Source organism: Limnohabitans sp. Jir72 (genome assembly GCF_003063575.1).
In the GTDB taxonomy this organism is placed as follows: domain Bacteria; phylum Pseudomonadota; class Gammaproteobacteria; order Burkholderiales; family Burkholderiaceae_C; genus Limnohabitans_A.
On sequence record NZ_NESC01000001.1, the window covers coordinates 372,132 to 388,811 of the forward strand.

The window sequence follows — 16,680 nt, forward strand, 5'->3', positions numbered from 1 at the left end:
GCAATCGCCCACAGGGGTGGGCTCCTACAAAATACCTAACAGGCGACGGCCTTCTACATTTGTAGGCGAAGCCTGCGTCGCGATGCGGCCTCTGCAAACTGCAGGCGTGCCAACGCGGGGGGCGATCCTACAAAGTTGATTCAACTGACGGCCAGCGCCTGCTCCACCGCCTCACGCGTGAGGGTGGGCGCAAAGGTTTCGATGAAGCTGTAGGCGAAGCCACGCAGCCAAGCACCACGGCGGATGGCCAGGCGGGTCTGGTTGATTTCGAACAGATGCCCGGCGTCCAAGAGGCGCAGGTGTGTGTCACGGTCCGAGTCCACCGCAATCGACGCGACGATGCCCACGCCCATGCCCAACTCGACATAGGTCTTGATCACGTCGGCGTCCATGGCCGTCAGCACCACATCGGGGCTCAGGCCTTCCTTGGCAAAGGCGTCGTCGATGTGCGAGCGCCCGGTGTAACCATGCTCGTAGGTGATGATGGGGAACTTCGCCAATTGCGCCAGATTCACGGGGCCACTCACCTCCAGCAGCGGGTGGCCCGGCGGCACCACGATGCTGTGCGTCCAGCGGTAGCACGGCAGCGCCACCAGCTGCGGGTATTGCGCCAGCGCTTCGGTGGCCACGCCGATGTCGGCCTCGCCCGAGAGCAGCATTTCGGCCACCTGCTTGGGCGAGCCCTGGTGCAGGTGCAGCGACACGTTGGGAAACAGTTGCCGGAAGTCGCGCACCACATGCGGCAAGGCATAACGCGCCTGCGAGTGTGTGGCCGCGATGGAAAGTTGCCCATTGAGCTTGGCGCTGAAGTCGTCGCCCACGCGCTTGATGTTGTCGGCACCGAGCAACAATTTTTCAACCAAGGGCAACAAGGTCTGACCGGGCGGTGTGAGCCCAGTCAGGCGCTTGCCATTGCGCACAAAAATTTCAATACCCAGCTCGTCCTCCAGCTCGCGGATCTGACGGCTCACGCCGGGCTGCGAAGTGAACAGCATGTTGGCCACTTCGGTCAGGTTGAAGTTGCAGCGCACGGCCTCGCGCACCGATTTGAGTTGCTGGAAATTCATGACTCAAACCGCACCGAGTTGAAAGTCTTGGGAATGCTCACAGTTTGGCAATCGACACTTCCGTCGACTTCACCAAGGCAACGACTTCAGAACCAACTTGAAGGCTCAAGTCGTCCACGGATCTGGTAGTGATGACCGAGGTGACGATGCCCCAAGGGGTTTGCACATCGATCTCAGAAACAACATCACCACGGATGATTTCTTTGATCTTGCCTTTGAACTGGTTGCGAACGTTGATGGCTTGGATGGACATGGGTTTCTCCTTGAAAGTCCGTTGATGAAAAGATGAAAACTGGACAGCAGGCAAGGCTTCGCCCGTGCCGCTGTTGCGGGTTCTATGGCTCAGGCGCTACGAAGTGTTGTGCCAAGGCATGGAGGGCATTGGCTTGTAGGAGCCCACCCCGTGGGCGATGTGCGTGGCGTCACCCCCCCTGCAAGCCTTAGCCCAAGGGGTGGGCTCCTACAAAGTCAAGGACAACGCCACACCTCAAACGCTGCACCGCACTTCAGAAAACGGCACCGACCTGAAGCGCCCTGAGTTGGACAAGCCCTGGATGAGGTTTTCCACCACCAGGGTATCCACCGCTTCATCCAGTCGGAGGCCGATCTCGCTGTCCACTTGGTAGCCGCCTTCGGGGGTGACCACCACTTGCGCATCGGTGGCATAGATGCCGGGCAGGATGTGCTTGGCGCCCAGCGACTGCAGCACTGGGCGCAGTGCATAGTCCAGCGCCAGCATGTGATGTGGGCTGCCGCCGGTGGCCAGGGGCAGTACAGTTTTACCTTTGAGCGCAATTTGCGGCAGCAAGTCCAGAAACACTTTCAGGATGCCGCTGTAGGCCGCCTTGTAGACCGGTGTGGCCACCACCAGCACCGAGGCTTGGGCCACCAGCTCTTGTGCGGCCAACACAGACGGATGTCCGAAGTCGGCCAGCAGCAGCGCCTGAGGGTTAAGGTCACGCACCCGCAGGCGCTGCACTTGCACGCCCCGGGTTTCCAGCCGCTGGCCTGTGGCCTCCAGCAGCGCCGCCGTGCGTGAGCGTTCCGACGGGCTTCCTGCGATCAATAAAACAGACATGGCGGCTTCCTTGCGTTCAGAGCTGGATCAGTTCTTGGTGTAAATCTGGTCGAAGCTCGCGCCATCGGCAAAGTGGTCCTTGGCCGCTTTGGTCCAGCCGCCAAAGGCTTGGTCGATCGTCACCAAATTGAGCTTGGGGAACTGCTTGGCGTATTTGGCCTGGGCCTTGGGCGCAATGGGACGGTAGAAGTTCTTGCCCACAATGTCCTGGCCTTCGTCGGTGTACAGGTACTCCAGATAAGCCTGCGCCACAGCGCGGGTGCCCTTCTTGTCCACGTTTTTGTCGACCACGGTCACAGCGGGTTCGGCCAGGATGGACAGTGAGGGGTAGACCACGTCGAACTTGGCCGAGAACTCTTTTTCGAGCAGGTAGGCCTCGTTTTCCCAGGCGATCAGCACATCGCCCTGGTTGCGCTGGGCAAAGGTGATGGTGGAACCCCGGGCACCGGTGTCCAGCACGGGCACATTTTTGTAAAGCGCCGCCACAAAGTCTTTGGCTTTGGCGTCACCGCCCAATTTGCGCTTGGCAAATTCCCAGGCGGCCAGGTAGTTCCAGCGGGCTCCGCCCGAGGTCTTGGGGTTGGGCGTGATCACTTTCACGCCAGGTTTGACCAAATCGTCCCAGTCTTTGATGCCTTTGGGGTTGCCCTCGCGCACCACCAAAACGATGGTCGAGGTGTAGGGCGAGCTGTTGTGCTGCAGGCGTTTTTGCCAGTCTTTGGGGATCAGCTTGCCGTTGTCGTGCAGGGCGTCGGTGTCACCGGCCAGGGCCAGGGTGGCCACATCGGCGTCCAGGCCGTCGATGATGGAGCGGGCCTGTTTGCCCGAGCCGCCGTGCGACTGCTTGAAGCTCACGTCCTGACCGGTCTTGGCTTTCCAGTGTTTGGCAAAGGCCTGATTGAACTCCACATACAGCTCACGGGTGGGGTCATACGACACATTGAGCAGGCTGACCTGGGCTTGGGCGGCCAGACCGCTCAGGCCCAGAGCGGCGGCGGCGACCAGTTGAGAGATCTGACGAGAGAATTGACGATGGTTGTTCATGTTCGGCTTTCAAAATGGCTTCGTCTTTTTGACGATGGGATGGATTCTGAAAGCCAGTCCTTAAAACTCAAACGACTGAATAATCATTTCCAAATGAGGGAAACATCTATGGAAAAGAACTGCACGGTCAATTCAGGGCCTGCAAGTCGCCGCAATCCCCCAAGGCCAATGCCGTAAACTGACACCCCATGAACACGCCCGCCCGCCCCATCCGCAGCCAATACGAAGACTTCATGCGCCATGTCTACACGACCGGCGTGCAAAAAGGCGACCGCACCGGCACCGGCACGCGCAGCGTGTTTGGCCACCAGATGCGTTTTGACCTGAACGAAGGCTTTCCGCTGGTCACCACCAAGAAGGTCTTTTTGAAGGCCATCATTGTGGAGTTGCTGTGGTTTTTGCGCGGCGACAGCAACGTGAAATGGCTGCAAGAGCGCGGCTGCACCATCTGGGACGAATGGGCCCGCGAGGACGGTGATTTGGGTCCGGTGTACGGCGTGCAGTGGCGCAACTGGCCCACGCCCGGTGGTGGCCACATCGACCAGATCCAGCAGGTCATGGACACGCTCAAAAACAACCCCGACTCGCGCCGCATCATCGTGAGCGCCTGGAACGTGGCAGAACTCGACCAAATGGCGCTGATGCCATGCCATGCCTTCTTCCAGTTCTATGTGGCACCGCCCAAAAAGGCGGGCGACAAGCCCAAGCTCAGCTGCCAGCTGTACCAACGCAGCGCCGACATCTTTTTGGGCGTGCCCTTCAACATCGCCAGCTACGCCCTGCTCACCCACATGATCGCGCAGCAGTGCGACATGGACGTGGGCGACTTCATCTGGACGGGTGGTGACTGCCACATCTACAGCAACCACCACGAGCAGGTCGAGTTGCAGCTGAGCCGCTCGCCCATGGCCTACCCCACGCTCCACATCAAGCGCAAACCCGCTTCGATCTTTGATTACGAATACGAAGACTTTGAGGTGCTGGGCTACGAATGCCACCCGGCCATCAAGGCACCTGTGGCCGTTTGAGTGGCGGTTTGATGAAACTGCACCTGATTTATGCCCGCGCCCGCAATGGCGTGATTGGTGCCAACAACACCCTGCCCTGGCACCTGCCCGAAGACCTGGCGCATTTCAAACGCACCACGCTGGGCCAGCCGGTCATCATGGGTCGCAAGACCTGGGATTCGCTGCCGCCCAAGTTCCGCCCTCTGCCTGGCCGCGTCAACATCGTGGTCACCCGCCAAGCCGATTGGCAAGCTGAAGGCGCTTTGCGCGCAGGCTCCATCGACCACGCCATGCAGCAGTGCCCCGAAGCCACCGATGCCTGGGTGATCGGCGGCGCCGAGATTTACGCGCAGGCCGAACCGCACGCCATCACAGCGGTCGTCACCGAGATTGACCAGGAATTTCAAGGGGATGCATTCGCCCCTACACTCGGCCCCGGCTGGCAAGAGGTCCAGCGCGAACAGCATGTAGCAGCCAGTGGCTTGCCCTTCAGTTTCGTCACCTACCAACACAACATCTGAGGAGACTTCCATGTCAGGAGATGGTTTTCACGTTCACGGCCCGCACGACCACGAACTCGAGCACGCCGCGCAAGGCCATGGCGACAGCCACACCAGTTCGATCGCCATGTTCACGGCGGTGATCGCCACGGTGGGTGCCTTGTTTGGCTACATGGGCGGTGCCACGCAAGCCAATGCAGGCCTGTACAAAAACAACGCAGCCATCAAGAAGACCGAGGCCTCCAACCAGTGGAACTATTACCAAGCCAAGAGCAGCAAGCAAAACCTGAGCGAGCTGGCCATGGAGCTGGCACCTGCGAAAAAAGAGTTCTACCAAGAAGAAATCAAACGCTACAAGTCAGAGAAGGCCGAGATCAAAACCGGTGCGGAAAAACTCGAAGCCGAGGCCAAAGCCTGGGATGAAAAGTCTGACGAACAAATGCACCAGCACCACCGCTGGGCACAAGCCACCACCGTGCTGCAAGTGGCCATCGCCATGGCCGCGATTGCCCTGCTGTCCAAAAAGAAATGGCTGGAATATGTCATGTACGGCGCAGGCACTGGCGGCGTGGTGGTCGGCGTGTTGGCCTACCTGCACATTTAAGAGAAACGCTGCCTCATGAAAATTGCGACTTGGAATGTGAACTCGTTGTCGGTCCGCTTGCCCCAGGTGCTGGACTGGCTTGCCGCCAACCCCACCGATGTGCTGGCCCTGCAAGAACTCAAGCTGACGGACGACAAATTCCCGGTCGCGGCTTTCAACGAAGCCGGTTATCAAGCCCACTGGTTTGGCCAAAAAACCTACAACGGCGTGGCGCTGATCTCGCGCAGCGAAGGTGTGGATGTCGTCAAGAACATCCCCGGTTTTGAAGACGACATGTCACGCGTGATTGCCGCGACCTACAGTGACGTTCGCGTGATCGGCGCGTACTTTCCCAACGGCCAGGCGCCCGACAGCGACAAGTTCGTCTACAAAATGCGCTGGCTCGACGCGCTGCGCGATTGGGTCAAGGATGAGATGACACGCCACCCGAATCTGGTGCTGCTGGGCGATTACAACATCACCTTTGACGCGCTGGACATGTGGGACCCGATCGCACTGGCGGGCACCATCCACTGCACCGATGCAGAGCGTGAAAAACTCCAAGCCCTGATCGATCTGGGCTTGACCGACAGCTTCCGCCTGTTCGAACAGCCTGAAAAAAGCTACAGCTGGTGGGACTACCGCGAATTCGCCTTCCGCCGCAACCGAGGCCTGCGCATCGACCACATCCTGATCACAGAGGCGCTCAAGGCCCGAGCCACCGCCTGCGTGATCGACCGCGCACCCCGCAAGAACGAACGCCCCAGCGACCACACGCCGGTGGTGTTGACGCTGGCTGATTGACCATCTGCATCGCCGCGGCAAGGCGAGAAGCCCTGTAAGCCAGCGCGTCAACTCAGGCACCAGCAGCGCCATGAGCCACTTTGCCGGGGCGAAAGCCAACGCCCTGTCAAGCTTCACCCGCGCGGGTGGTGTTGCGCGTGCAGGCTTTTGAGCCGCTCCCGCGCCACATGGGTGTAGATGGTGGTGGTCGAGATGTCGGCATGCCCCAGCAACATCTGCACAGCGCGCAGATCGGCCCCGTGGTTGAGCAAGTGCGTGGCAAAAGCGTGGCGCAAGGTATGGGGCGACAGCGGCGAGGTGATGCCCGCCTGGATGGCGTAGCGTTTGACCAAGTTCCAGAACATGACGCGCGACATGGCCGTGCCCGGCTTGGGGCCGCTGGAGGTGATGAACAGGTCTTCGGTCTGCCGCTGGCCCAGCAAGGCCGGGCGGGCTTGCCCCATGTAGCGCTGCAGCCATTGCTGCGCTTCCTGACCAAAGGGCACCAAGCGCTCCTTGCTGCCCTTGCCCATGATGCGCAGCACGCCTTCGTTGAGTGAAACATGCAAGGTCTTGAGCTGCACCAGCTCGCTCACGCGCAGGCCACTGGCGTACATCAACTCCAGCATGGCGCGGTCACGGGCACCCAGATCGGTGGCCGTATCAGGGGCGCTCAGCAAAGCATCGACCTGAGCCTCGCCCAAAGTCTTGGGCACACGCAAAGCTTGCTTGGCCGCCAGCATGCGCAGCGTGGGGTCTAGTGGCACCAAGCGCTCAAGCAGGGCCCAGCGAAAGTAACGTTTGAAAACCGTGAGCCTGCGGTTGGCCGAAGTGGCTTTGCTTTGGGCGTGACGCTCGGCAAAGTAGGCCTGCAGGTGATGCTCTTGCGCGGCATCCAGCGCCAGCCGATGTGTCAGGAACAGCCAAGTGGCCAACAACTCCAGATCGCGGCGGTAGGCCGCCAAGGTGTTGGCGGCAAGGCCATCCTCCAGCCAGAGGGCATCGGCAAAGCGGTCGATGGCCGACTGGCTGTCTGGGTGCATCAGTCCAGCTTGAGCTTTTGGGTGTCGACGACCTTTTTGTACACCTCGAACTCGGCCTTGATCTGGGCTGCGAATTCCTCAGGTGTATTGGCCACCACCAAAGAGCCCGTGTCCTGAATGCGCTTGACCACGGCCGGATCTTGCAGCGCCTTCTTCACGCCTGCGCTGACTTTCTCGACCACTTCCTTGGGCAAATTCTTGGGGCCATAAATGCCGTAATAAGCCATGCGGTTGACCGGCTCCAGACCCACTTCCTTGAAGGTGGGCACATTGGGCAACTGCGGCAAGCGCTGAGGCGCAGCCACCACAATGGGGATCAGCTTGCCTGTCTGAATGAAGGGCATGGCCGAGGGCATGTTGTCAAAAATGATCGGCACCTGACCGGCCACGGTGTCGTTCAGTGCTGGGCCCGCACCGCGGTAAGGAATGTGGGTGATGAACACACCCGCCAAGCCCTTCCACAGTTCGGTCTGCAAGTGGCCAATGCCACCCGTGCCCGAGGATGAGTACGAATATTTGCCGGGGTTTTTCTTCAACTCAGCGATAAAACCCTTGTAATCATGTGCCGGAAAGCTCGGGTGTACCGCGATCACATTGGGCGTGGCCGCAATGTTGATGATGGGGGTGAAATCGGTGACGGGGTTGTACGGGATTTTGGTGTTGATGGCGGGGTTGGCGGCCGTGGTGGACACGGTGGCCACGCCCAACGAATAACCATCCGGGCTGGACTTGGCGGTTTCATTGGCACCGACCACACCGCCGCCACCGGCCTTGTTTTCGACGATGACACTTTGGCCCAGCGCTTTGCCCAAGGGTTCTGAGATCACACGCGCCACGATGTCGGTGGTGCCGCCGGGTGCAAAGGGCACCTGCAATTTGATGGTGCGGTTAGGGTAAGCCTGCGCCCAAACCGAACCGCTGACCAAGGCCAAGGTGGCCACCGAAATCCAACTGCTGCGTATCATGTCAAAACTCCTAAAGACAGCGCCCATCATAAGCACAAAAAATGACCATTCCGCCAAGAGGAAATCCTTGAAAAAGTCCTCGCCTTCACCGATGCGACACGGCCAATTCGATGCCACTTCAAGCACGGTTATGCTCAAGCCGTGAACTTCGCTCAACTGCTCTTCCCCGATTTCTCGCTCATTCTGTGCGGGTACCTGATTTGCCGCTACACAGGACTGAACCGTCCCGTTTGGCAATCGGTCGAAACACTGGTGTATTTCTTCCTGTTTCCGGTCTTGCTGTTCCACTCGATCATCAAAAGCCCGATCGACCTGAACACCGCCTCCAGCCTGATTGGCGCGGGCTTGAGCCTAGGCCTGTGCGCGATTGCCTTGTCCTACAGCCTGCCGCATTGGCCCTTTCTGGGCAAACGGCTCGACAAACGCGATCACGCCGCCAGCGCGCAGGTGGGGTTTCGCTTCAACTCCTTCATCGCACTGGCACTGGCTGACCGCCTGGCGGGCCCCGAGGGCTTGCTGATGATCTCGATGCTGATTGGGGTTTGCGTGCCCTTGTTCAACATCGCTGCCGTCTGGCCCATGGCCCGGCACGCCAACAAGGGCTTCGTGGGCGAGCTGATCCGCAACCCCCTGATCGTGGCCACAGGCACAGGCTTGATCGCTAACTTGATGGGTTTTCGGATGCCGCAGTGGCTGGACCCCAGCATTGGCCGCATTGGTGCATCGTCTTTGGCGCTGGGCTTGATGGCCGCTGGCGCAGGCATGCAACTGGGCACCCTGACGCGGGGCAAATTGCTGGGCCTGAGCGTGTTGTCGATCAAACACTTCTTTTTGCCCTTGATCGCACTGGGCATGTCGCGGCTGTTTGAACTCAACCCGACCCAGACCACCGTCTTGCTGGCGTTCTCGGCCTTGCCGACCGCATCGACTTGCTACGTGCTGGCCGCCCGCATGGGCTACAACGGGCCTTATGTGGCGGGTTTGGTCACCTTGTCCACCCTGTCGGGCATGTGGAGTTTGCCCTTTGCATTGGGCGTATTGCGCTGATCCAGGTTGGCATCTGTAGGTCGGCAGCGTCAGCTCCGACATGGATTGATCAACCACAACCATTTGCAGGGGGTGAAGCCACCGACCTGCAAAAATTTCAAAACTTGGCCAAGGACCAAGCCACCTGCTCTTGCACCACGGGGTCCGCATGCGCTGTGAGGGCCCTCAAAGACTGCTGAAGTTTTTGCCGCTCTGAAAGCGCCAGCGCATCAGCCGCCAGCGCATTGCCCGCCGCCAGCGCCAAATTGCGCAGCCAGCGGGCGTGGCCGATGCGGCGGATCGCGCTGCCTTCGGTGCGGCGCAAAAACTCGGCTTCGGTCCAGGCCATCAAATCCACGATGTGGCCAGCACTCAAGCCTTCACGCGGCTGCCAGTCGGGCAGCGTGCTGACTTGCGCAAACTTGTTCCAGGGGCAAGCCAACTGGCAATCGTCGCAGCCGTAGATGCGGTTGCCGATCAAGGGGCGCAGGGCTTCGTCAATCGGCCCGGCGTGCTCAATCGTCAAATACGAAATGCAGCGCCGCGCATCCAGCTTGTAGGGCCCAACAATGGCCTGGGTCGGGCACAGGTCCATGCAAGCGGTGCATTGGCCGCAATGGCCGCTGACAGCAGCGGTCTCGGGCAAGGCGAAGTCCACGAACAGCTCACCCAAGAAAAACATCGAACCCGCTTCCCGGTTCAGCACCAGGGTGTGCTTACCGCGCCAGCCCAGGCCGCTGCGCGTGGCCAGTTCGGCCTCCAGCACCGGGGCCGAGTCGGTGAAGACGCGGTGACCAAAAGGACCGATCGCATCGGCAATGCGGTCTTGCAGTTTTTGCATTCGGCTGCGCAAGACCTTGTGGTAATCGCGCCCTCGGGCATAGACCGACACCACCGCCTCGCCTGGCTGCTGGCTGCGGGCGGTTTCGCGGGCCACCCAGTCGGGCGGTGTGCCCTGCGGCAGATAATCCATGCGGGCCGTGATCACGCTCACGGTGCCCGGCACCAGCTCGGCCGGGCGTGCGCGCTTCAGGCCGTGAGCGGCCATGTAGCCCATGCTGCCGTGAAATCCAGCATGAAGCCAGGCCTGTAATCCGGGCTCGGCGCTGGACAAATCGATGCCCGTCACGCCAATTTGGGACAATCCCAATTCCAGCGCCCAGATTTGCATCTGGGGCCACAGTTCAAGAAGGTCGATTTGAGTACGTTGAGCAGTCACACACCGATTGTAGAAAGCCCCGCCACCACCCCGCCCTTGCCCGCGGTCTGGACGGGCTTTTGGCCCGATGAATCGGCCACCCAAAGCTTTGCCGCCCAACTGGCCCAGGCCCTGCAAACCTGGCCCGGCGGACGCGATGCGCGCATCGAGCTGCGCGGCAACCTGGGCGCGGGCAAAACCACCTTGGTGCGCCACCTGCTGCGCGCCGCCGGTGTGCAAGGCCGCATCAAAAGCCCCACCTACGCCGTGGTAGAGCCCCACCAAGCCGGCTCAGGAGCATCTGCCTGGCCCATCTGGCATTTCGATTTTTACCGCTTCAGCGACCCGCAGGAATGGGAGGACGCGGGCTTTCGCGACATCTTTGCCGGCCCAGGCCTCAAGCTCATGGAGTGGCCTGACAAGGTGGCTGGCCAGCTGCCCCCTGCCGATCTGGTGATCGCGCTGCACGCGCTGGACGAAGACCAGCGCCAAGTCAGCATGCGCGCCCACACACCTGCTGGCCAACACTGGCTAAGCAATTGGATGGCCAGTGAGCATGCGCGCTGACCGACGACGCCTCGTCAAGGCTGGTTTTCTGGCGCTCAGCCTGGGGGCCTCGCACATGGTGCGCGGCGCCACCATGATGGCCGTGCGCATCTGGCCGGCCGCCGATTACAGCCGGGTCACGCTCGAATCGGACAAACCCCTGCAAACCCGGCAGAGCTTCATCGCCTCGCCGCCGCGGCTGGCGGTGGACATCGAAGGCATGGAACTCAACCCCGCGCTGCGCGAGCTGGTGGGCAAGGTGCAGGCCACAGACCCCAATATCGCGGGCATCCGGGTAGGCCAGTTCAGCCCGAACGTGGTTCGGCTGGTGATAGATCTCAAGCGCCCCATTGCGCCGCAAGTGTTCACCCTGGCACCCGTGGCGTCCTATGCCAACCGCTTGGTGCTGGACCTCTACCCGACGCAAGCCGTGGACCCGCTGGAACAGTTGATCCAGGAACGCACCGCCCCCACAACGGGCACATTGCCGACCCCGCCAACGCCCAGCGCGGACCCCTTGGGCGAGTTGATCGCCAAACAAGGGCAAAAACTGCCTTTGCCTGTGCCATCCACACGCAAGCAAGATTTTGAGCCGCCACCCACGGCCTCGATGGACAGACCCGACCATCCGCCACGCCTCATAACGACCACGGACCGGCTGATCGTGATCGCGATCGATCCCGGTCATGGTGGCGAAGACCCCGGTGCCATCGGCCCCGGCGGCACGCAGGAAAAAGACGTGGTGCTCAAGATCGCCCACCTGCTGCGCGAGCGCATCAACGCGGCCAGCGTGGGCGGCAGCCCCATGCGCGCCTACCTGACGCGCGATGCCGACTACTTTGTGCCACTGCAGGTGCGTGTGCAAAAAGGCCGCCGCGTGCAAGCAGACCTGTTTTTAAGCATCCATGCCGATGCCTTTTTCACCCCCGAAGCCAGCGGCGCCAGCGTGTTCGCGCTCAGCCAGGGCGCAGCCTCCAGCACGGCAGCGCGCTGGATGGCGCAAAAAGAAAACAAGGCCGATCTGATTGGCGGCATCAACCTCGGCAGCCAAGATGCCCAGGTCCAACACGCCTTGCTGGACATGAGCACCACGGCCCAAATCAAGGACAGTTTGCAGCTGGGCGGCCATTTGTTGCGCCAGATTGGCGGTGTGGGGCGGCTGCACAAACCCCGGGTCGAGCAAGCCGGATTCGCCGTGCTCAAGGCGCCCGACATCCCCAGCGTGCTGGTCGAAACCGCCTTCATCAGCAACCCGCAAGAAGAAGAAAAGCTGCGCAGCGAGACCTACCAAAAGCAACTCACCGACGCCCTGATGCGCGGCATCTTGCAATACTTTTCACGCAACCCACCGCTGGCGCGCAATCGGTCCATTTGAGGTCAAAAAACACTCAACAAGATCAAACTGTGCCCGCCTGCGCCACCGCCAGCTTGCCTGGAGGCGGGCCATCATCGCCCACGGGGTGGGCTCCTACAAAACGGCCTGCTGGCTCGTTTGCACGTCTTGGTCAAACTGGGCCATCGCGGCCAGCGTCAGCGGGTCGGTGGCCAAGCCAGCGGCGAACTCGGGGCGCACCGTCACGGCATGGGCACCGCATGCGATCAAGCGCGAGAGCACATCGGGCGACTTGATGCTGGCGGCCAGCAGTTGCAGGCCATCGGCTTGCAGGGCCACGCAAGCCTCGATCAGTGCCCAAACATCGCGCCCATCGGCTTGCAGGCGGCCCACATAGGGCGCGACATAACTGGCCCCTTGCGCTCTGGCCCACAGCAGCTGCAACGGGTTGGACAAACCTGTGAGCAGCGTGGGCACGCCCCAGGCCTGCACCTCGCGCAGCACGGGTTGCCAGTCGGGATGGCATGGGAGTTTGATGGTCAGGCGCACACGGGCCTGCACCGCAGCGGGCAGCAGCACTTCGAGCCACTGCGCGGCTTCGCCCACATCGGCACGGGGCAGTTGCAGCATCAGCTCCGGGATTTTGGCCTCACCCGCCTGTGCCACCAGTTGCAAATAGCCAAGCAAGCTGACCGGTAAACCCGCTTGCATGACCAGCGTGGGGTTGGTGGTCACGCCCTGCACCGGCGGGCAACCTGCGGGCAGCGCCCATTGGCGGGCATCGGCGGAGTCGAGGTAGAACTTCATGCGGCGTCCTGCTTGAGGAAGATGTCTTTGTCGGGGAAGAACTGGCTGTGCAGCGGCAGCAAGGCCCCGCCCAAAGCGCGGGCATGCGCGCCCACTTGGCCCGCCAGCAGTTGCGGCTGGTGCATGCCGTCAAAGCGGTAACCGGCCAGCGCCTCTTGTGTGGCGGCCATCAGGGCGCACATGAGCGGCGCGCCCAGCGAGCCGTCCATCACCACAGCGTCCAGGTCGAGCAAGGCGGCTGAACTGGCCACCGTCATGGCCAGCGCTTGGCTGGCCTGAGCGATCCAAGGCGCGGTGAATTCGGCATGAGCCGCGTCCATGATGGCGTTCTGGTGAATCAGCAAGGGGTTATGCCCTGCGGCGAGCAAGGCTTGTTCGAGTTGCCAGCCCGAGGCTTTTTGCAGCAATTGCGGCGGCATGCCTGAGCCCTTGGACTCGGATGTGGCCAAGCCAACCGGCAGTGAACCAATGGCCCCGGCGTTGCCGCGCTCACCGTTCATGATGTGGCCCGACAACACCAGGCCACCACCAATGAAGGTGCCCACAAAAACATACAGAAAACTGCGCACGCTGCGGCCATGGCCTTGCAGCAATTCGGCCACGCAGGCGGCGGTGGTGTCTTTGGCAAACACCACCGGCAAATCGGTCAGGCGCTGCACTTCGGCGGGCAGATCGATGTGTTCCCAGCGGGCCAGGGCTTGTGAGGCTTGCCCACCCATCAGGTCGGCCCATTTGTGCAACGACAAGGGGGCCGTCAGGCCCACGCCCACGGTGCGCGCCCACAAATCGCCCATGCGTTCTTTCAGCGTTTGCAGGCCCCGGGCCATGGACTGGAACAACACATCCGGATCGGGATAGTTGTAAAGCACTTCCACGCGCTCGACCGGCTGCCCGGTGAAGTCGGCCACCAGCAACTCCAGATTGCGCCGCCCCACCTGAATGCCCACGCTGAACGCACCTTGCGGGTTGAGCGACAGCGGCACCGAAGGCTGGCCGATCTTGCCGCGCACCCGGTCTTGTTTGAGCAGCAAGCCATCGTCGAGCAATCGCCCCACGATGATGGCCACCGTCTGGGTGGACAACTGGGTGAGGCGGGCCAGATCAGCCTTGGGGATGGCCCCGTGGTGGCGGATGGCCTGGAGCACGATGCGCTCGTTGAACTGGCGCATGCCGACGTGGTTGGAGCCGCGCATGGCTGAATTCGGGATGGCGCTGTTCATTGAAAACCTGAATGGCTTGGGTGACAAAGAGTTAAAGCAGGATCACGCCCTTGCAGAACAAGGCGTTGCCGTAGGCCGTGCCTTCGCCGCTTTGCACAATCAGGCTGGCCCCTTTGATTTTCTCGTAAAAGGCGTAGCGCTCGACGGACTCGACCTGTTCGGCCTGAAAGCCCTCGGCCACGACCAGATCCACCACCGCCTGCTGGGCCGCCGTGCGGTGACCGTCAGCGCTGTGGCACACGCGCATGAAAGCGGCCGGTTGCGCCACATCGACTGCCAGCGGCAACACCGACAGCACCGCTCGGCTCACGCGCTCCAGGCTGTGCCCGGGGATGCGCACCACCGGCTTGCCCTGGCTCAAAAAATCGGCCGTGAAATTCGCGTCCACCACCGCCACCCATTCGCCATGACCCATGGCGCACAGGTGCATCAGCAGCTCGGGCGTCAGCAGCGGGTCGATTCCTTTCAGCATGTGACGGCCTCATTGACTTCTGAAGAGCGCAAGCTGGCCGGGTCGATGGCCCCTGTGATCAGGCCCACGATTTCTTCGGGGCTGGTCTCGCGGGTCAAGCGGCTGCAAATGATGCGGCCTTGGCGGAACACCCAGATGCGGTCCACCAGATCAAAAACCTGGCGCAGGTTATGGCTGATGATGATGAGTGGAATGCCACGCTGCTTGAGGCCCTTGATGATTTCTTCCACGCGGGCCGTCTCTTGCACGCCCAAGGCTGCGGTGGGCTCGTCCAGGATGATGAGTTTTTTGGCAAAACCGGCGGCGCGGGCAATGGCCACGCACTGGCGCTGACCGCCCGACATGCCGCGCAGGCTCTCGGACATGTCCTGGATTTTCACGCCTGTGGTGGCCAACATGGCCGCTGACTTTTCGCGCATGGCCTTGTGGTTCAGGATGGACAGCGGCCCCAGGTTCAGGCGCGTGATCTCGCGGCCCAAAAAGATGTTGGCAGGGACATCCAGGTCTTCGGCCAGCGCCAGGGTTTGGTACACCGTCTCGATGCCCTGCTCTCTCGCATCGAGGGGTGACTCGAAATTCACCTTGCCTCCGTCCAGCAGGATGTCGCCCGAATTGGGCTGCTCGGCACCGGTGATCAGGCGCACAAAAGTGCTTTTGCCTGCCCCGTTGTCGCCCACGATGGCGGCGTGCTCGCCGGGCAGCAGTCGAAATTGCGCATCGGTCAGGGCTTTGACGCCACCGTAATGCTTGGTCAATTTCTGGATTTCAAGAACAGCTTGGGGTGTGGACATGGCAATCACTTTCACGGGGAATGGCGGCAAGCATCGTGGATTTGATGATTTATTGCATTAGTAAAACTACTAGGTTTACTTAGTCGGTGTTTTAGATTCCAATCCGTTCGCGGTCAGAAAAAGCGGAGCGATGACCGAAAACCTCAACAACGGAGATAAAACCCATGATCACCAAACGCACATTCGGCCGCCTGGCCATCGCTGCAGCAGCGGCCACCCTGTTCACCTCGGCCATGGCGGCTGACGTGACCGTGGCCTACATCACCAACGGCAACACCAACGAAGGCTGGACGCTGATCAACGGTGGTGCCAAGAAAGCCGGTCAGGCCAAAGGTGTGAAGTTCATCGAATTGGCCGCAGAAAAAGGCGAGCTGTCCAAGCAACTGGCCATCGTCGAAGACATGATCACCCGCAAGGTCAATGCGATTGCCATCGCGCCTGTGGACTCCGCTGGCATCGCCCCCGCCATCAACAAGGCCCTGAAAGCCGGCATCGCTGTGGTGGCCGTGGACACCGGCATCACCGGCGCAGCCATCACCTCTTATGTGGCCACCGACAACATCAAGGCCGCCAATGTGCAGGGCAAGTGGGCCGCAGGAGAGATCAAGGACGGTGACACCGTGATTTATGTGACCGGCGACCAAGGCCAGTCCACCGGCCAGGAGCGCAAAAAAGGTTTTGTGGACGCTTTGAATGCAGGCCGCAAGAACATCAAGATCGTTGAAGTGGCCACCACTTGGGACCAGACCATGGCCCAAAACGGTGTGGAAGCCGCTTTGCGCGCCAACCCCAATGCCAAGGTGATCGCCTGCGCATGGGACGGCGGCGCGCTGGGTGCCAAGGCAGCTTTGATGGCCGCGGGCAAAAAACCCGGCGACGTGAAGATCGCTGGCTTTGACGGCTCCCCCGGCGGTCTGGACATGATGAAGCAAGGCTGGCAGCAAGCCAACGCCGCGCAAATGCTGGCCAAGATCGGGCAGGTCGGCGTGGAAACAGCTGTGGCTGCGGCCCAAGGCAAGAAGGTGGATGCACGCATCGACACCGGCTCCTTCCTGGTGCTGCCGTCCAACGTGGACAAGTTCGCGGCCGACTCCGGCGTGGGCCAGTTCATGAAGGTCAAGGCCAAATAAGTCAAGGCCGCGATATGGCCCGCCCGGACCAGCGTGTCCGGGCTTTCCTCCTGATGTAGGAGCCCACCCCTGTGGGCGATTGCACGG

The 16,680-nt window shown here is 61.3% G+C and carries 19 protein-coding genes; 8 read left to right on the top strand and 11 right to left on the bottom strand.

The window, feature by feature from the left end:
• Nucleotides 1-140: 140 nt before the first annotated feature.
• From B9Z52_RS01465 to B9Z52_RS01480, 4 genes are all read right to left on the bottom strand, one after another.
• Nucleotides 141-1,067, bottom strand: coding sequence for a CysB family HTH-type transcriptional regulator (locus tag B9Z52_RS01465; protein WP_108412086.1), 927 nt, complete (start codon nucleotides 1,065-1,067; stop codon nucleotides 141-143).
• A 37-nt stretch (nucleotides 1,068-1,104) separates the two neighbouring features.
• Nucleotides 1,105-1,320, bottom strand: a complete 216-nt coding sequence (locus tag B9Z52_RS01470; RefSeq protein WP_108412087.1) for a molybdopterin-binding protein — start codon at nucleotides 1,318-1,320, stop codon at nucleotides 1,105-1,107.
• Nucleotides 1,321-1,554: 234 nt separating this feature from the next.
• On the bottom strand, nucleotides 1,555-2,145 hold the full coding sequence (gene ssuE, locus B9Z52_RS01475; protein WP_108412088.1) for an NADPH-dependent FMN reductase: 591 nt from the start codon (nucleotides 2,143-2,145) through the stop codon (nucleotides 1,555-1,557).
• A gap of 27 nt (nucleotides 2,146-2,172) precedes the next feature.
• The gene (locus B9Z52_RS01480) at nucleotides 2,173-3,189 is read right to left on the bottom strand and encodes a sulfate ABC transporter substrate-binding protein (protein WP_108412089.1); all 1,017 of its coding nucleotides are present in this window, start codon (nucleotides 3,187-3,189) and stop codon (nucleotides 2,173-2,175) included.
• Between the two features lie 188 nt (nucleotides 3,190-3,377).
• On the opposite strand from B9Z52_RS01480, the gene B9Z52_RS01485 reads away from it, so the two are divergent.
• The 4 genes from B9Z52_RS01485 to xth are packed head-to-tail and all read left to right on the top strand — an operon-like array spanning nucleotide 3,378 to nucleotide 6,083.
• Entirely contained in the window at nucleotides 3,378-4,217 is an 840-nt protein-coding gene (locus tag B9Z52_RS01485) for a thymidylate synthase (protein WP_108412090.1), read from the top strand.
• An 11-nt stretch (nucleotides 4,218-4,228) separates the two neighbouring features.
• Complete coding sequence (locus B9Z52_RS01490) at nucleotides 4,229-4,717, top strand: dihydrofolate reductase (protein ID WP_108412334.1); 489 nt, start codon at nucleotides 4,229-4,231, stop codon at nucleotides 4,715-4,717.
• Nucleotides 4,718-4,727: 10 nt separating this feature from the next.
• The gene (locus tag B9Z52_RS01495; protein WP_108412091.1) at nucleotides 4,728-5,300 is read left to right on the top strand and encodes a DUF4337 domain-containing protein; all 573 of its coding nucleotides are present in this window, start codon (nucleotides 4,728-4,730) and stop codon (nucleotides 5,298-5,300) included.
• A 15-nt stretch (nucleotides 5,301-5,315) separates the two neighbouring features.
• Nucleotides 5,316-6,083, top strand: a complete 768-nt coding sequence (gene xth / locus B9Z52_RS01500; protein ID WP_108412092.1) for an exodeoxyribonuclease III — start codon at nucleotides 5,316-5,318, stop codon at nucleotides 6,081-6,083.
• Between the two features lie 113 nt (nucleotides 6,084-6,196).
• Here xth and xerD read toward each other — a convergent pair whose 3' ends face one another.
• Together xerD and B9Z52_RS01510 are read right to left on the bottom strand one after the other, a co-directional pair.
• Entirely contained in the window at nucleotides 6,197-7,105 is a 909-nt protein-coding gene (xerD, locus tag B9Z52_RS01505; RefSeq protein ID WP_108412093.1) for a site-specific tyrosine recombinase XerD, read from the bottom strand.
• Nucleotides 7,105-8,070 carry a tripartite tricarboxylate transporter substrate binding protein BugE gene (locus tag B9Z52_RS01510; RefSeq protein WP_108412094.1) on the bottom strand — a complete coding sequence of 322 codons (966 nt, stop codon included), beginning with the start codon at nucleotides 8,068-8,070 and terminating at the stop codon, nucleotides 7,105-7,107. The genes xerD and B9Z52_RS01510 overlap by 1 nt, the downstream gene beginning before the upstream one ends.
• Nucleotides 8,071-8,211: 141 nt before the next feature.
• On the opposite strand from B9Z52_RS01510, the gene B9Z52_RS01515 reads away from it, so the two are divergent.
• Nucleotides 8,212-9,117 (top strand): AEC family transporter, encoded by a 906-nt coding sequence (locus tag B9Z52_RS01515; RefSeq protein WP_108412095.1) that lies wholly within the window; start codon nucleotides 8,212-8,214, stop codon nucleotides 9,115-9,117.
• 97 nt (nucleotides 9,118-9,214) lie between these two features.
• Here the strand turns inward: B9Z52_RS01515 and queG are convergent, their stop codons facing one another.
• Entirely contained in the window at nucleotides 9,215-10,267 is a 1,053-nt protein-coding gene (queG, locus tag B9Z52_RS01520) for a tRNA epoxyqueuosine(34) reductase QueG (RefSeq protein ID WP_108412096.1), read from the bottom strand.
• Nucleotides 10,268-10,294: 27 nt separating this feature from the next.
• Here queG and tsaE point away from each other — a divergent pair, with 27 nt between their 5' ends.
• Together tsaE and B9Z52_RS01530 are read left to right on the top strand one after the other, a co-directional pair.
• Entirely contained in the window at nucleotides 10,295-10,861 is a 567-nt protein-coding gene (tsaE, locus tag B9Z52_RS01525; protein WP_369907824.1) for a tRNA (adenosine(37)-N6)-threonylcarbamoyltransferase complex ATPase subunit type 1 TsaE, read from the top strand.
• The gene (locus B9Z52_RS01530; protein ID WP_108412097.1) at nucleotides 10,851-12,215 is read left to right on the top strand and encodes an N-acetylmuramoyl-L-alanine amidase; all 1,365 of its coding nucleotides are present in this window, start codon (nucleotides 10,851-10,853) and stop codon (nucleotides 12,213-12,215) included. The genes tsaE and B9Z52_RS01530 overlap by 11 nt, the downstream gene beginning before the upstream one ends.
• A 93-nt stretch (nucleotides 12,216-12,308) precedes the next feature.
• On the opposite strand, the gene B9Z52_RS01535 is transcribed toward B9Z52_RS01530, so the two are convergent.
• Genes B9Z52_RS01535 through B9Z52_RS01550 form a run of 4 tightly spaced genes read right to left on the bottom strand, consistent with a single transcriptional unit; the run spans nucleotide 12,309 to nucleotide 15,463 of the window.
• Nucleotides 12,309-12,980 (bottom strand): transaldolase family protein, encoded by a 672-nt coding sequence (locus B9Z52_RS01535; RefSeq protein ID WP_108412098.1) that lies wholly within the window; start codon nucleotides 12,978-12,980, stop codon nucleotides 12,309-12,311.
• Entirely contained in the window at nucleotides 12,977-14,200 is a 1,224-nt protein-coding gene (locus tag B9Z52_RS01540; protein ID WP_108412099.1) for an ROK family protein, read from the bottom strand. The genes B9Z52_RS01535 and B9Z52_RS01540 overlap by 4 nt, the downstream gene beginning before the upstream one ends.
• Nucleotides 14,201-14,231: 31 nt before the next feature.
• Nucleotides 14,232-14,672: an RbsD/FucU family protein gene (locus B9Z52_RS01545; protein ID WP_108412100.1), complete on the bottom strand. Its 441-nt coding sequence runs from the start codon at nucleotides 14,670-14,672 to the stop codon at nucleotides 14,232-14,234.
• Nucleotides 14,666-15,463, bottom strand: a complete 798-nt coding sequence (locus B9Z52_RS01550) for an ATP-binding cassette domain-containing protein (protein WP_233251760.1) — start codon at nucleotides 15,461-15,463, stop codon at nucleotides 14,666-14,668. Before B9Z52_RS01550 ends, B9Z52_RS01545 begins: the two co-directional genes overlap by 7 nt.
• 164 nt (nucleotides 15,464-15,627) lie before the next feature.
• On the opposite strand from B9Z52_RS01550, the gene B9Z52_RS01555 reads away from it, so the two are divergent.
• The gene (locus tag B9Z52_RS01555; protein WP_108412101.1) at nucleotides 15,628-16,593 is read left to right on the top strand and encodes a sugar ABC transporter substrate-binding protein; all 966 of its coding nucleotides are present in this window, start codon (nucleotides 15,628-15,630) and stop codon (nucleotides 16,591-16,593) included.
• Nucleotides 16,594-16,680: the final 87 nt, after the last annotated feature.

Excerpts from the sequence above, each read along its gene's own strand:
- B9Z52_RS01465 (WP_108412086.1), bottom strand. The coding sequence starts at position 1,067 with ATGAATTTCCAGCAACTCAAATCGGTGCGCGAGGCCGTGCGCTGCAAC.
- B9Z52_RS01470 (WP_108412087.1), bottom strand. The coding sequence starts at position 1,320 with ATGTCCATCCAAGCCATCAACGTTCGCAACCAGTTCAAAGGCAAGATC.
- ssuE (WP_108412088.1), bottom strand. The coding sequence starts at position 2,145 with ATGTCTGTTTTATTGATCGCAGGAAGCCCGTCGGAACGCTCACGCACG.
- B9Z52_RS01480 (WP_108412089.1), bottom strand. The coding sequence starts at position 3,189 with ATGAACAACCATCGTCAATTCTCTCGTCAGATCTCTCAACTGGTCGCC.
- B9Z52_RS01485 (WP_108412090.1), top strand. The coding sequence starts at position 3,378 with ATGAACACGCCCGCCCGCCCCATCCGCAGCCAATACGAAGACTTCATG.
- B9Z52_RS01490 (WP_108412334.1), top strand. The coding sequence starts at position 4,229 with ATGAAACTGCACCTGATTTATGCCCGCGCCCGCAATGGCGTGATTGGT.
- B9Z52_RS01495 (WP_108412091.1), top strand. The coding sequence starts at position 4,728 with ATGTCAGGAGATGGTTTTCACGTTCACGGCCCGCACGACCACGAACTC.
- xth (WP_108412092.1), top strand. The coding sequence starts at position 5,316 with ATGAAAATTGCGACTTGGAATGTGAACTCGTTGTCGGTCCGCTTGCCC.
- xerD (WP_108412093.1), bottom strand. The coding sequence starts at position 7,105 with ATGCACCCAGACAGCCAGTCGGCCATCGACCGCTTTGCCGATGCCCTC.
- B9Z52_RS01510 (WP_108412094.1), bottom strand. The coding sequence starts at position 8,070 with ATGATACGCAGCAGTTGGATTTCGGTGGCCACCTTGGCCTTGGTCAGC.
- queG (WP_108412096.1), bottom strand. The coding sequence starts at position 10,267 with ATGCAAATCTGGGCGCTGGAATTGGGATTGTCCCAAATTGGCGTGACG.
- B9Z52_RS01530 (WP_108412097.1), top strand. The coding sequence starts at position 10,851 with ATGCGCGCTGACCGACGACGCCTCGTCAAGGCTGGTTTTCTGGCGCTC.
- B9Z52_RS01535 (WP_108412098.1), bottom strand. The coding sequence starts at position 12,980 with ATGAAGTTCTACCTCGACTCCGCCGATGCCCGCCAATGGGCGCTGCCC.
- B9Z52_RS01540 (WP_108412099.1), bottom strand. The coding sequence starts at position 14,200 with ATGAACAGCGCCATCCCGAATTCAGCCATGCGCGGCTCCAACCACGTC.
- B9Z52_RS01545 (WP_108412100.1), bottom strand. The coding sequence starts at position 14,672 with ATGCTGAAAGGAATCGACCCGCTGCTGACGCCCGAGCTGCTGATGCAC.
- B9Z52_RS01550 (WP_233251760.1), bottom strand. The coding sequence starts at position 15,463 with ATGTCCACACCCCAAGCTGTTCTTGAAATCCAGAAATTGACCAAGCAT.
- B9Z52_RS01555 (WP_108412101.1), top strand. The coding sequence starts at position 15,628 with ATGATCACCAAACGCACATTCGGCCGCCTGGCCATCGCTGCAGCAGCG.